The following is a 14,281-nucleotide window of genomic DNA, read 5'->3' on the forward strand; positions in this document are numbered from 1 at the left end:
CCGTACCTCGTAACATCCCATAAAAAAGCCCCGAAACCGAAATTCCGAGGCTGTATTGTAAGAATAGATAATAATTACTATTACCTATTACTCATTATTTATTATCCTAAATATGGGTATTTGTAGTCTTTTGGAGAAACAAATGTTTCTTTCACGCTTCTTACAGATGTCCATCTAAGAAGGTTCATTTTAGAACCTGCTTTATCATTAGTTCCAGAAGCTCTACCACCACCGAAAGGTTGTTGCCCTACTACAGCACCAGTTGGTTTGTCGTTGATGTAGAAGTTACCAGATGCATTTTCTAATGCCTTGTAAGCTTCAGCAATTGCATAACGGTCTTGAGAGAATACGGAACCAGTTAATGAATAAGGAGAAGAAGAATCCACTACTTTAAGAGTTTCTTTCCAGTCTGCATCTTCATAAACAAATACAGATAAGATTGGTCCGAAGATTTCTTCTACCATACTTTCGTATTGAGGATTTGTAGTTTCGATCACTGTTGGGTGTACAAACCATCCTTTAGAATTATCACAAGTTCCACCGATAGCTACAGTAGCTTCACCAGAAGCATTTGCTCTGTCGATGTATCCTTTACATTTTTCGAAAGAATTTTTGTCGATTACCGCGTTTACGAAGTTTGATGGATCTTCAGGAGAACCGATTTTAATAGTAGCCATTTGAGCTTCCATTACTTTTTTCACATCAGCCCAAAGAGACTTAGGAACATAAGCTCTTGAAGCCGCAGAACATTTCTGTCCTTGATATTCGAAAGCACCTCTTACTAAAGCAGTAGCTACTGCTTCTACGTTAGCAGATGGGTGAGCAATTACAAAGTCTTTACCACCAGTTTCTCCAACAATTCTTGGATATGTTCTGTAGTTGTGGATATTATCACCGATCATTTTCCACATTCCCTGGAACACCTTCGTAGAACCTGTGAAGTGAAGACCTGCAAAATCTCTGTGAGCCAATACCTTTTCAGCAGTTTCTTTACCATCTGTAAAGATCATGTTGATAACCCCAGCAGGAAGACCAGCCTCGATTAATACATCCATGATTACTTTTGCAGAGTAAACCTGCTTATCAGAAGGCTTCCATACGACAACGTTTCCTAACATTGCCATACAAGTAGGAAGGTTTCCTGAAATTGCTGTAAAGTTGAAAGGAGTTACTGCAAAACAGAATCCTTCTAATGGTCTGTACTCTACGCGGTTCCAGATTCCGTTGTCAGAAACTGGCTGCTCAGAATACATTTCTGTCATGAACTCTACATTGAATCTTAAGAAATCGATGAACTCACAAGCAGAATCAATCTCAGCCTGGTGAACATTCTTCGACTGTCCGATCATTGTAGCTGCATTGATTACATCTCTGTAAGGACCAGCCAATAAATCAGCTGCCTTTAAGAAAATAGCTGCACGTTGTTCCCAACCTAGCGCATTCCATGCTTCTTTAGCTGCCAATGCCGCATTAATAGCGTCATCTACATGCTGCATACCACCTTGGTAGTAAAATCCGAAGTCGTGAGCATGATCCTGAGGAGACTGAAGCTGTACTTTGTTATCAGTTTTTACTTCCTTTCCGTTGATGATCATTGGAATTTCTACCCTTTCAGCCCACATTTTTTTATAAGTATTGATAAGGCTTTTAACTTCTGGAGATCCCGGTACATATGAATTTACCGGCTCGTTTACCGCTAATGGTACTTGCGAAATTGCTTTTGACATATTACGTTTTATTATTTTTTATTAAATTAAATAAGTATGTTGGTATACAAATTTACGATAATTATAAAGAAAGAAAAAATCCCATGTATTTTTGTTAAATAAACTTTATTTACTTGATAATGTTATTATATATCGCTTTTTTGATGATGAAAATTAAATATTTATATTGAATTTGTTTAATATGTTATAGAGAAACAAAAAACATATAGATTTGTGATAATTATTGGAATAAGGACAAAGATATATTTGTCATAGTTGATAATATACTCTTAATAGTTGTAAATAAAGGATTTATAAAGAAATGTTAAATTTATATAAAATTCACTTTGTTGCGATTTTGAACATTTTAAATAATTTTTTTGATAGCCTGAGATTTAAGATTGTTCTAATTTTACACCATTATTATCAGACATGAAAAAAAGAGTCCTGTTTTTCTCTTTTGTATTATTTTTCTCAGCTTTATGTGTAGGTTTTCTTACACATACGGGAAAAACTAAATCATACTCTGATCTCTTATCAAAAATTCATCTTCTTCAGCAAAAATCCGATCAGCAGACTCAGCCTGAAATTTACAGTTTTTCAGATGCCCAGGATGCCCAGGATGCGAATGATTGGGAGAAAATAAAATTTGATTATTCAATACTTGCAGAGCAATGGCTGAACTATTTCTTTGCTGGCTATTCTTATAATACTAAAGTTGCTTCGGTTCAAACCGGAGTTTATATTACTGCACCAAGATACATCCTGTATCATTCCCTGCAGATAGCACGCTGCTAATTCTTTTTTAACTTTTAATGATTCATTATGATTTGTATTCTATAATACTGATCTGTGAACATCATTACTTCATTTTACACTTTTGAACACTTCTATTTGCCTTTTTAGAAAGGCAGACAGAATACTGTTTGTCCAATTTTAAATAAAAATACTATGCACTTAACACCGAGAGAAACGGAAAAGCTTATGCTATTTCTGGCAGGAGAACTCGCTCTAAAAAGAAAGGCTAGAGGTCTTAAATTAAACTACCCAGAATCTATCGCATTAATCAGTCACTTTTTGCTTGAAGGAGCAAGAGATGGAAAAAAAGTAGCCGAACTGATGCAGGAAGGCGCCAACCTTCTTACGAAAGAAGACGTAATGCCGGGCGTGGCAGAAATGATCCACGATGTTCAGATTGAAGCTACATTCCCTGATGGAACTAAGCTGGTAACCGTACACAACCCAATCCGTTAATCCTATTTATTATTATGATACCAGGAGAAATTTTTGTAAAAGAAGGCACTATTATCTGCAATGAAGGCAGAGAAACTGTCAAAATCAAAGTAACCAATACAGGAGACCGTCCTATTCAGGTAGGTTCACACTTTCACTTTTTCGAAGTAAACAAGGCGATGAGCTTTGACCGTGAAAAAGCTTTCGGAAAGAGACTGAATATTGTAGCTAGCACTGCAGTGCGCTTCGAACCAGGAGAAGAAAAAGAAGTGGAATTGGTAGAAATAGGAGGAACCAAAAAAGCAATGGGCTTCAATAACCTTGTTGATGGACAGGTGGATTCTGAAGATCAGAAAAAAGCAAGCCTTGCAAAAGTTCAGGAGTTAAACTTTAAAAATCAGTAAGATGAGCTTACACGTAGACAGAAAACAATACGCAAATATATTAGGTCCTACAGCTGGAGATAAAATCAGACTGGGTGACACTGAAATTATCATTGAAATCGAAAAAGATTTCACGCATTACGGAGACGAAGCCGTTTTCGGAGGAGGAAAAACTGTACGTGATGGAATGGGACAAAATGTTACTGCCAAAAGAGATGAAGGGGTTCTTGACCTTTGTATCACTGGTGCAGTAATCATCGACCATTGGGGAATTGTAAAAGGAGATATCGGGATTAAAGATGGTAAGATCGTAGGAATCGGAAAAGCTGGAAATCCTGATACAATGGACGGTGTAAGTCCTAACATGATTATCGGTGCTTCTACTGAAGTTCACGGTGGAAAAGGATATATCGTAACTGCCGGAGGTATTGATACCCACATTCACTACATCTGTCCGCAACAGATTGAAACCTCTTTATACAGTGGTATTACTACGATGATTGGAGGTGGAACTGGACCGAATGACGGAACAAATGCAACAACGGTAGCTCCAGGAAAATTCAATATGCAGAAAATGCTTGAGGCAGCAGAAGAATATCCAATGAACTTAGGATTTTTCGGAAAAGGAAACTGTTCTGCAGAAGAACCTATCGAAGAGCAAGTTGAAGCCGGAGCATTAGGAGTAAAGATTCACGAAGACTGGGGAGCAACGCCTGCAACGATTGATGCAGCACTAAAAGTAGCTGATAAATATGATGTTCAGGTTGCTATCCACACAGATACTTTGAATGAAGGAGGTTTCCTTGAAGATACCATGAGAGCGATCAACGGAAGAGTAATTCACACTTTCCATACAGAAGGAGCAGGTGGAGGTCACGCGCCGGACATCATCAAAGCAGCGATGTATCCAAACGTATTACCGGCTTCTACAAACCCTACACGTCCTTACACAGTCAATACAATCGATGAGCACTTAGATATGCTGATGGTTTGCCACCACTTGAGCAAAAATATTCCTGAAGATGTGGCATTCGCAGATTCACGTATCCGTCCTGAAACTATTGCAGCAGAAGATATTCTTCACGATATGGGAGTTTTCAGTATCATGAGTTCAGACTCTCAAGCAATGGGTAGACCGGGGGAAGTGATCACGAGAACCTGGCAGACGGCAAGCAAAATGAAGGAGCAAAGAGGTGATTTAGTGGAAGATCAAGATAGCGGAAACGATAACTACCGTGCTAAAAGATATGTAGCTAAGTATACGATCAATCCTGCTATTGCACATGGTATTTCAGAATATGTAGGATCTCTTGAAGAAGGGAAACTAGCGGATTTGGTAATCTGGAAACCAGCATTATTCGGAGTGAAACCTGAAATGATTGTAAAAGGAGGATTCGTAATCGCTGCTAAAATGGGTGATCCGAATGCTTCTATCCCAACACCACAACCTATTATCTACAGAAATATGTTCGGAGCTCACGGAAAAGCCAAATATGGTATTTGTGCGAACTTTGTTTCTCAGATCTCTATCGATAACGGAACGATCGCTTCTTACGGCTTAGAAAAAATGATTCTTCCGGTGAAAAACTGTAGAAATATTGGTAAAAAGGACCTTATCCATAACGATAAAACTCCTTTAATCGAAGTGAATCCTGAAAACTATAAAGTAACGGTAGACGGTGAATATATCACTTGTGAACCAGCAGAAACACTTCCATTAACTCAGTTGTATTACTTATTCTAAGATAAATTTTAAAGCAGAGTGTCTGAAAATGTCATTCTGACGAAGGAAGAATCTCTTTGATAATTCCATTGAGATTCTTCACTACACTATATTTCGTTCAGAATGACAAAAACCAAATAAGTTGAATTTTCAGACACTCGCTTTATTCAAAATTTATCCCAATAGAATTTAAAAACAATTAATTATACAACTAAGTTTAGAATGAAATATTTAAATAAAACAGTTTTTTCTCTTGCTATAGCCGGAATATCTCTGCTTTCAGGAAATTTAAGCGCTCAGTTTCTTGGCGGACACAGACTTAAAAGTGATGAAGATGGACCAAAAGGACAGTTCATGGTTTATGGTTCTTTAGATTATTCAAAAGTTACCACGCCTACCAACAGTAGCAGTACAGTTTCCAGTGCACCTCTTGGAGTAGGATATTTTATCAATAATAATGATCTGATCGGGGTTAATTATGCCTATTCTCAAAACTCTGTTAACCATAATGTTGTATACAAACAAAATGAAGCAGGAGTTTGGTACAGTCCGTCGGTAATGCTTGGGAAATATTTTGTATTGATCGGACAGATCGATGCACATTATGTTTGGGGACAGCAACAGGCTACTACAGCTGATGCCATGGAGAATTTTAACGGATTCCGTCTTCGTGCCTATCCTTTGATCGGAATTGTACTTGGTGGAGGCTGGGCTCTGAAATTCAAATTTGCAGAACTTTCAATGCTTCAGACCAAAACAAAAGAAGAAGGCTGGACCAAAAGCTATGTGGCAGGAATCAGTGGCTCAACATTCGGAGTAGGTATCTCTAAAAACTTAGACTTCAGAAAAAAATCGGCTAAAGATGATAATTAATCAAATTATAGGCAATCTAACCGAAAATCCTACATCAAAAACCATAGATTATCTTGATCTGGAATGGTTTGAGACTACGAAAAGAATCCAACGCAAAAAAACCAGAAATGGAGCAGATGTTGCCATCAAATTTTTAAAAGAAGGACAACGTTTACGTGAAGGTGATATTCTTTTTGAGGATGCAGAAAAAGTAATAGCAATCAATGTTCTGGAAACAGAGGCAATTGTAATGGTTCCCGGATCTTTATTGGAAATGGGTACTGTATGCTACGAAATAGGAAACAAACATATTCCGCTTTTCATTCAGGAGGATAAAGTATTGCTTCCGTTTGAAATGCCGATGTTCAGATGGCTGGAAGCAAGCGGTTTCAAACCGAAAAAACAATCCGTAAAGCTATTGAATCTCCTTAAATCCAATGTAGAACCTCACGGACACGGAAGTCTTGGTTCCACAATTTTTACTAAAATCTTAAAAATGGCAGCTCCAAAAGATGAATAATATTATGAATATCAATTTTTTATCAGGACTACTTCATCTTGCAGATCCTACGCTTCCTATTGGTGGTTATACTCATTCCAACGGACTTGAAACCTATGTGCAGGAAAGAATTGTACATAATGTAGAGACAGCGAAGGAATTTGTACAGAACATGCTTCAGTACAATCTTAAATTCAATGATGGAGCTTTTGCGAAATTGGCTTATGAAGCTGCGGGAAAAGGAGATTTACAGACCCTTTTAGATCTTGACAATGAATGTAATGCAATAAAATGCCCAAAAGAAATCCGCCAAGCCAGCCAAAAATTGGGATTAAGACTGATCAAAATTTTCAAAAGAAGAGAAAATTTCCCATTGATGGAAGCATTTGAGAAAGCAGTTCAGAATAAACAAGCCAATTCTCATTACTGTATTGTATTTGGGATCTATGCTTATCTCATGAAAATCCCTTTATATGAAGGATTATTAGGGTTTTATTATACCTCCGTTGCCGGAATGATTACCAATGCTGTAAAGCTAGTGCCACTTGGACAACTTGATGGACAGGACATATTATTTGCATTGTATCCGGTTATGGAAAAAACAGTTTTAGAAACTATTGAACTGGACAGAGATATGGTAGGACTTTGTAATACAGCTTTTGATATCCGATGTATGCAGCACGAAAGACTATATTCAAGACTTTATATGTCCTAAAAAAGATAAAGGGGTAAAATGTACATAACCTTTGCTGAGTGAAACGCCCTTGCGAACGAAAAATCTTCACAATCAATCAAAAACCTTAGCGCACTTAGCGTTAAAAAACAACAAACAAAGTAAAATTTAGAAAAAATGGAAAATAGAAAATACATAAAAGTAGGAGTTGCAGGACCTGTTGGTTCAGGAAAAACTGCATTATTGGAACGTTTAAGCAGAAAATTATTCGGGACTTACGATCTTGGAGTAATTACCAACGATATTTACACAAAAGAAGATGCCGAATTTATGGCTAAAAACAGTCTTCTTCCCCACGACAGAATCATTGGAGTAGAAACAGGAGGCTGTCCTCACACTGCGATTCGTGAAGATGCAAGTATGAACCTTGAAGCTGTAGATGAACTGGCAGCACGTTTCCCTGAAATTGAATTGGTTCTTATTGAAAGTGGAGGTGATAATCTTTCTGCTACATTCAGCCCAGACCTTGCAGACGTTACAATCTTTATTATTGACGTTGCAGAAGGAGAAAAAATCCCTAGAAAAGGTGGTCCCGGTATTACAAGATCAGACCTTTTGATTATTAATAAAATTGACCTTGCGCCTCATGTAGGAGCCAGCCTAGAAGTAATGGAGAATGATGCAAGAAGAATGAGAAAAGGAAATCCTTTTGTGTTTACCAACCTTAAAACAGATGAAGGTTTGGATAAAGTAATCGGGTGGATCAAAAAATACGCTCTTTTAGAAGAAATTGAAGAACCGAACCTAGTAAGATAAATGGATAGTCGTTTAAAAATTATTGCAGGATTCAAGGGAGGAGAATCATATGTGAAGGATCTTTATGTTTCATTACCTTTCAGAGTAGTTTCTGTAGGACAACGAAAGACAGATAAGAAACTGTATCAGATGGTGATGAGCTCCTCTCCGGGAATTCTGGATGGAGATCATTATTACCTGGATGTATCCTTGGAAAAAGGTTCTTCCCTTCAATTACAGTCACAATCGTATCAGAGACTTTTCAATATGAAGGATAAAGCTCTCCAGGAGTTAAATGTAACCATGGAAGATGACACTTCTTTTGCTTACGTTCCCCATCCGATTGTTCCTCATGAAGATTCCAATTTTAAAAGTAAAGCCAATATCCATATCGGAAATGACAGCCAGATTATCATCAGCGAGATCATTACCTGTGGAAGAAAGCATTACGGAGAGGTTTTTAAGCTGAAACGTTTTCAGAATTTAATGGAAATCTACCATAACAACAGATTGGTAGTGAAGGATAACGTTGTCATTGAACCGGAATTGATCCCGATCAGCAGTATTGGTAATCTGGAGCAGTATACCCATCAGGGAACTCTGATATTCTACAGTACAAAAGACAATGTAGATAAAAATGGGTTGATTGAAGAGATTGTGGAAGCTGCAGCACAGCATATTGAAGAAATGGAAGTAGGAGTATCGGCAATGGAAGATAATGGTTTTGTGGTAAGAGCTTTAGGACATGGCGGTGAATTGATGTACAATTTCTTCCTGCATGTTCAGGAAATTCTTTGGTCATTGGAGTAAAAGAATATTGCTTTAATGACTTTGTCACCCTGAGCGGAGTCGAAAGGTGCTAATAAGGACGAAAGATTTTAATCGCTTGCTGATTGAGTAGATGAAGTAGATTTTATTGTAAGCTTTGTATAGAACGATTTGCAAAACCTCTAAAATCCGTAAGAAATAGATTCAATAGAAGCGGGCTATAATCCTGAGCTTAGCCGAAGGAAGCCCGCATAAATAAAAGAAATTTTCCACTGGCTTTAGCCAAAACTTAAAAAAGGAATTAAAAATAGAAAATGGACAGTACAGTTTGGGCACTCCTCTTAAGTGCCGTTTCAATAAGTTTTATACATACAGCTTCAGGACCGGATCATTACCTGCCCTTCATTGTGATCTCAAAATCAAAAAAATGGAGCGGAATGAAAACCGCAGTTTTAACCGTAGTTTGCGGATTGGGACATGTGTTTAGCTCATTAATTTTAGGTTTTATCGGTGTGTTTCTGGGTTGGCAGCTGAATAAGATCTCCTGGTTTCAGGATATCCGAGGTAATTTCTCAGGATGGGCATTGCTGATCTTTGGTGGAGTTTATCTGGTATACGGTCTTGTTCAGGCAATCAGAAATAAACCTCACAAACATTTCGATGTCATGGGGGATGATGTTTATGTGTATGAACATAATCATAGTGAAGTCGTAATGCCTCAAACAAGAATAAAAGTAACACCGCTTGTTCTTTTTATGATCTTCGTAATGGGACCAAGTGAACCTTTGATTCCTTTATTATTCTACTCAGGGGTAAAACATTCCATGTCTGAAATCGCTGTTCTGGTGACTTCATTCACGGTAACCACTGTTTTAACCATGCTTGGAATGGTTCTTTTAGGACGTTATGGCTACTCAACATTATTCAATACCGAAAAGCTGGAAAGATATATGGGAGTGGTAAGCGGAGCTGTAGTAACTGTTTGCGGAGTTGGAATGGTCTTTCTTGGATGGTAGGCGAGTTTGAGAATGGAACTTTTTAAAGTTCAAAGTCATTATTCTTTCATGGGTAATTGACAATTGACCTTTAGGTCTACATGTATCTCTTTATCTCCAATTTTATTTTCAATCAATATTACAATTAAAAAAACTATGAACGAATTTTTCAAAAAAATCCCTTTTTTAGATAATATTTTAAAAGGAATCGGGCAGATTATGCTTCAGGAAAACAGATGGACGGGGCTACTGTTTCTTATAGGAATCTTTATGGGTAGCTGGCAATGTGGAGTCGCAGTATTGCTTTCAACAGCTGCTGGAACTTTTACCGCGATGACGCTGAAATATGATAAATCTGAAATCAAAGCAGGATTATATGGCTTCAGTGCAGCGCTTGTAGGAGTGGCTTTGGCTTTCTTATTTGAAACAACAGTCTTGATTTGGTTTCTTATTATATTAGGTGGAGCATTGGCTACAATTATTCAACACTTTTTTATCCAAAAGAAAATTCCGGTGTTTACCTTTCCTTTCATTGTAATTACATGGATATTGGTATTTGTTTTACATCATTTTACACATATTCCGCCTTCAGCTATGCTGAGCGCTGAGGTTGTACCTTCAAAATATGATGATTTCCTTACCTGTACCAATGGTTTTGGTGAAGTAATCTTCCAGGGAGGAGTACTTTCGGGAGTTATTTTCTTTATTGCTGTTTTTATAGGTTCTCCAATTGCTGCTCTATACGGACTTGCCGCTTCTATTCTAGGCGCAGGATTATCACAGTTAAATGGTGAACCCATTAAAGAAATTCATATGGGGCTATTTGGATTCAACGCTGTTCTTTCGGCAATCGTATTTTCAGGTATTAAAAGAACAGATGGGTTATGGGTATTAATTGCTGTTTTGCTAACGATCATAATTGACGATCTTTTGATAGACAATCACTGTCTGGATGCAGTAGGCGGAGTATTTACTTTTCCATTCGTAGCAGGAACTTGGATCACGCTTTTAATTCAAAAGATATTTCTTAAAGCGAAAGCATAGACTAAGGTTTGAGAATGTTAGAGTTTGAGAGCTTCGAGATAAAATCCTTTCACTTCAAATTGATAATTCACTTACGAAGCAAAATTGACCATTGACCTTTAAGTCTACCATTTCTATCATCTCTCCGCCTATTATCTTTCCTCCAAATTAATAATTTAACAAAAAATGAAAATAACTAAAATAGCAGCCGCTTTTCTTGTCATGGCATTCAGTGGAAAAATGATGGCGCAGGAAGTAGAAAAACAGTTGTTAATCAAAGATGCAGATGACAAATTTCCAATCGCAGATGTATTGGTAAAATATGATCACGGAAACAGCCATACGCACACAGGAACAGACGGTACTTTTGCCATTCCTGTAAAATCTCTTCCGGATACACTGGTAATCAGCCGACAGGGATATGATGAAGTAAAATGGGTAGTTACCAACGACGAGGATAAAAGCAAAGTTATCTTTTTACAGCATAAACCTTTTCAGATCTCAGAAGTAGCTATTAATCACAGTTCATTTTTATCAGCCATTACAAAAGTAGATCTGAATAAATTTCCGGTGAATTCAGCTCAGGACTTATTGAGAAAAGTTCCGGGATTGTTCATTGCACAACATGCAGGAGGCGGAAAGGCAGAACAACTTTTCTTACGAGGATTTGATGCTGATCATGGAACAGATGTAAGCGTAAATGTAGACGGAATGCCTGTGAATATTGTATCTCATGCCCACGGACAGGGATATTCTGATCTTCACTTTGTGATCCCTGAAACGGTAAATAATATCGATTTCGGAAAAGGATCTTATTATATGGATCGTGGAGATTTTAATACTGCTGGTTATGTAGATTTTCAGACTTATAGCGGATTGAAAAATAGCATGATCAAACTTGAAGGCGGTTCTTTCAACTCAAAAAGAGTATTGGGAATGTTCAATATTCTACATGATGACCTGGGAAGAAAAAATGCCTACATCGCCGCAGAATATAACTATACAGATGGTCCTTTTGATGTGAAACAAAACTTCAACAGGGTAAATATTTTCGGAAAATACAATCAATGGCTTACGGATAACGATTACTTCAATATCCAGTTTTCAACATTCAATTCCTCATGGAATGCATCCGGGCAAATTCCTGAACGTGCTGTAGATGAAGGAATCATTGGCAGATGGGGAAGCATAGATCCTACTGAAGGTGGAAAGACTTCCAGAACCAATCTTCAGATGAATTTTAAGCATATCATTTCTCCGTCTGAACAGATTGATGCGATGGCTTTTTATTCAAAATATAATTTCAATCTGTATTCCGATTTTACTTTCTATTTAAAAGATAAAGATCATGGCGATGAAATTCAACAAACGGACGGAAGAAATATCTATGGAGCGGAAGTAAAATATACCAAAAGCTTCTCTCTTGCAAATAGCTCCCTGAACTGGATCTCAGGAATAGGGTTAAGAAATGATGATATCAATACCTTACAACTCAACCATGTTTATCACAGAGATATGCTACTGGACAGACTGTCTGATGTAAACGGAACGGAAACCAATCTTCATGCATATTCAGGTCTAGTCTGGAAAACCGGAAAATGGACGATTAATCCTGCTGTAAGAGTAGATCACTTTATCTTTAACATGCATAATTTGCTGGATCCTGAGCAATTGCCTTCAGGACAATCAAAAGAAGCAACAAGAGTAAGCCCTAAGTTAAACTTTTCTTACGCTCAGAACGATAATGTAATGTGGTTCCTGAAAACAGGCATGGGATTCCATTCCAATGATGTGAGAGTAGTAGTAACCAATAAGAATGAAAATACACTTCCTTATTCCATCGGAGCAGATTTCGGAGTAAGATTACATCCGTTTAAATCTTTAATCATTACACCTGCTTTATGGTATATGGATCTTCAACAGGAATTTGTGTATGTAGGAGACGATGCTGTAGTAGAGCCATCCGGAAAATCCAGACGTTTCGGAGCAGATCTGGGAATCCGTTTTCAGCCCTTGGAAAACTTCTACCTGAATGCAGACATTAATTATTCTCATGCAAGGTTTATTGAAGAAGAAAAAGGACAGGATTATATTCCGCTGGCACCTGTGGTTACCAGTACAGGCTCTGTGAATTGGGATTTCCTTCATGGGTTCTCTTTAGGACTTCAATATCGTTACTTGGGAGAAAGACCGGCAGTTGAAGACAATAGTATTAAGACAAAAGCTTACTTTGTAAATGATCTGGTATTGTCTTATAACCGTCAGAAATGGGGTGCGAATATTCAGGTGAACAATCTTTTCAATGTAAAATGGAATGAAGCCCAGTTTGCAACAGAAACCCAATTGAAAGGAGAAGCAGAACCTATTACAGATCTTACGTATACGCCGGGAAGCCCGTTTGGTGTGAGAGTGGGAGTGTATTACAAGTTTTAGAGTGAGAAGGTAAGAGGGTTTGAGAGTCTTAGAGCTGATGAGTAAAAGGTATTTTCAAATTGACTCATTCTCAAATTTTCAAATTCTCTTCTTTCTACGTTACAAATTTTGTCTAACTTTAATTAATCATAATATCGGATATGGAAGTATTATCCAATTTTCAGTACAAAAAACTATTTCTACCGAATATCACGGAGAAAATTTTAGCCAATAATGCGGATATACAGCTTTACCGGATAGAAAATTACCTTAAGGGGATTTTAATGCCTGTGATTCCGTACCGTACAACCTTTAACTTTATTATCTTCGTTACCAACGGACATATCAAACAATATCTTGAAAATAAAGAATACCATGCCGAAAAAGGAGGGGTAATCTTTATCAAACAGGGAACAATTACCGCAACCGTAGAACTTTCCGATGATATTGAAGGTTTTTTCCTCGCTTATGAAAATAATATTCTTTCTGAACAGGAATTACCAAAGCATAAAAGCAGTATTTTCTTTATGACTCCTTTTCTGAATCTGGATAGTCTCACGTACGGAACTATTACCCAGCTTCTTCCCATTATGGAACAGGAATTATGGCTGAATAACCTCAATGTGAATGACGTTGTCGTTACCATGCTTCACCTGATTCTGATTAAAATGTTAAGCACAGATTCAGATACCCATCATAAATCTGCAACACGCCCGATGGAATTGTCTCTTCAGTTCCGGGACCTTTTGTTTAAATATCATGTGGGAGAAAAACGGGTAGCGTTTTATGCAGATAAACTGTCAGTAACAGAAAGCTATCTGAATAAATGCGTAAAAAGTGTTACCCAAAAATCACCAAAACAATGGATCAACGAAATTGATATCAATTACAGTAAAGCATTGCTTCACTCAAGTAAAGATATCGCTGAGATAGCTTACGAATTAAACTTTCATACAGCATCTCACTTCACACAGCTTTTCAAAAAAATTGCAGGGATTACCCCAAAGGAATACAGAACTCAGTTTTTGAGCAATAGTAGAGTGAAGGGGTAATTCTGAGGTTGGATGCTGGGAGAGGGAAGGTGGAAGTCTTTGAAGTCTCCAAAATCAATTGTTGACTCTTTACAGATTTATATTCATCTACAGGCTTATTGGATAACTTTTATGTACTCATAGTCTTCTGTCATTCTGACGAAGGAAGAATCTCATATACAAATAGT

14 protein-coding genes are annotated in these 14,281 nt (G+C 37.4%); 13 read left to right on the plus strand and 1 reads right to left on the minus strand.

The genetic code is table 11. The annotated features are described in order from the left end of the window. Positions 1 to 101 precede the first annotated feature (101 nt). A complete protein-coding gene (gene pruA / locus BW983_RS00965) occupies positions 102 to 1,727 on the minus strand; it encodes an L-glutamate gamma-semialdehyde dehydrogenase (protein WP_076549202.1) in 1,626 nt (541 codons plus the stop codon). Positions 1,728 to 2,138: 411 nt separating this feature from the next. Between pruA and BW983_RS00970 the strand changes: the two genes are divergently transcribed. The 13 genes from BW983_RS00970 (at position 2,139) to BW983_RS01030 (ending at position 14,114) form a co-directional block, all read left to right on the plus strand. Then, entirely contained in the window at positions 2,139 to 2,504 is a 366-nt protein-coding gene (locus BW983_RS00970; protein ID WP_076549203.1) for a hypothetical protein, read from the plus strand. A gap of 153 nt (positions 2,505 to 2,657) precedes the next feature. Next, positions 2,658 to 2,960: an urease subunit gamma gene (gene ureA, locus BW983_RS00975; protein ID WP_002977652.1), complete on the plus strand. Its 303-nt coding sequence runs from the start codon at positions 2,658 to 2,660 to the stop codon at positions 2,958 to 2,960. Positions 2,961 to 2,974: 14 nt separating this feature from the next. After that, entirely contained in the window at positions 2,975 to 3,343 is a 369-nt protein-coding gene (gene ureB, locus BW983_RS00980; RefSeq protein WP_027374325.1) for an urease subunit beta, read from the plus strand. A 1-nt stretch (position 3,344) separates the two neighbouring features. Next, positions 3,345 to 5,066: an urease subunit alpha gene (ureC, locus tag BW983_RS00985; RefSeq protein WP_076549205.1), complete on the plus strand. Its 1,722-nt coding sequence runs from the start codon at positions 3,345 to 3,347 to the stop codon at positions 5,064 to 5,066. A gap of 201 nt (positions 5,067 to 5,267) precedes the next feature. Next, positions 5,268 to 5,918 carry a hypothetical protein gene (locus tag BW983_RS00990; RefSeq protein ID WP_076549207.1) on the plus strand — a complete coding sequence of 217 codons (651 nt, stop codon included), beginning with the start codon at positions 5,268 to 5,270 and terminating at the stop codon, positions 5,916 to 5,918. Further along, entirely contained in the window at positions 5,908 to 6,417 is a 510-nt protein-coding gene (gene ureE, locus BW983_RS00995; protein WP_076549209.1) for an urease accessory protein UreE, read from the plus strand. Before BW983_RS00990 ends, ureE begins: the two co-directional genes overlap by 11 nt. A 4-nt stretch (positions 6,418 to 6,421) precedes the next feature. Next, positions 6,422 to 7,111 (plus strand): urease accessory protein UreF, encoded by a 690-nt coding sequence (locus BW983_RS01000; RefSeq protein WP_076550757.1) that lies wholly within the window; start codon positions 6,422 to 6,424, stop codon positions 7,109 to 7,111. Between the two features lie 135 nt (positions 7,112 to 7,246). Further along, complete coding sequence (ureG, locus tag BW983_RS01005; RefSeq protein WP_034697252.1) at positions 7,247 to 7,885, plus strand: urease accessory protein UreG; 639 nt, start codon at positions 7,247 to 7,249, stop codon at positions 7,883 to 7,885. After that, positions 7,886 to 8,674 (plus strand): urease accessory protein UreD, encoded by a 789-nt coding sequence (locus BW983_RS01010; protein ID WP_076549211.1) that lies wholly within the window; start codon positions 7,886 to 7,888, stop codon positions 8,672 to 8,674. Between the two features lie 272 nt (positions 8,675 to 8,946). Then, a complete protein-coding gene (locus BW983_RS01015; protein WP_076549213.1) occupies positions 8,947 to 9,648 on the plus strand; it encodes a hypothetical protein in 702 nt (233 codons plus the stop codon). A 135-nt stretch (positions 9,649 to 9,783) separates the two neighbouring features. Next, a complete protein-coding gene (locus BW983_RS01020) occupies positions 9,784 to 10,671 on the plus strand; it encodes an urea transporter (RefSeq protein WP_076549214.1) in 888 nt (295 codons plus the stop codon). A gap of 165 nt (positions 10,672 to 10,836) precedes the next feature. Then, on the plus strand, positions 10,837 to 13,083 hold the full coding sequence (locus BW983_RS01025; RefSeq protein ID WP_076549216.1) for a TonB-dependent receptor: 2,247 nt from the start codon (positions 10,837 to 10,839) through the stop codon (positions 13,081 to 13,083). A gap of 140 nt (positions 13,084 to 13,223) precedes the next feature. Continuing rightward, the gene (locus BW983_RS01030; protein ID WP_076549218.1) at positions 13,224 to 14,114 is read left to right on the plus strand and encodes a helix-turn-helix domain-containing protein; all 891 of its coding nucleotides are present in this window, start codon (positions 13,224 to 13,226) and stop codon (positions 14,112 to 14,114) included. The last annotated feature ends 167 nt before the right edge of the window (positions 14,115 to 14,281 follow it).

It is taken from the genome of Chryseobacterium ureilyticum, from assembly GCF_900156735.1.
Lineage (GTDB): Bacteria > Bacteroidota > Bacteroidia > Flavobacteriales > Weeksellaceae > Chryseobacterium > Chryseobacterium ureilyticum.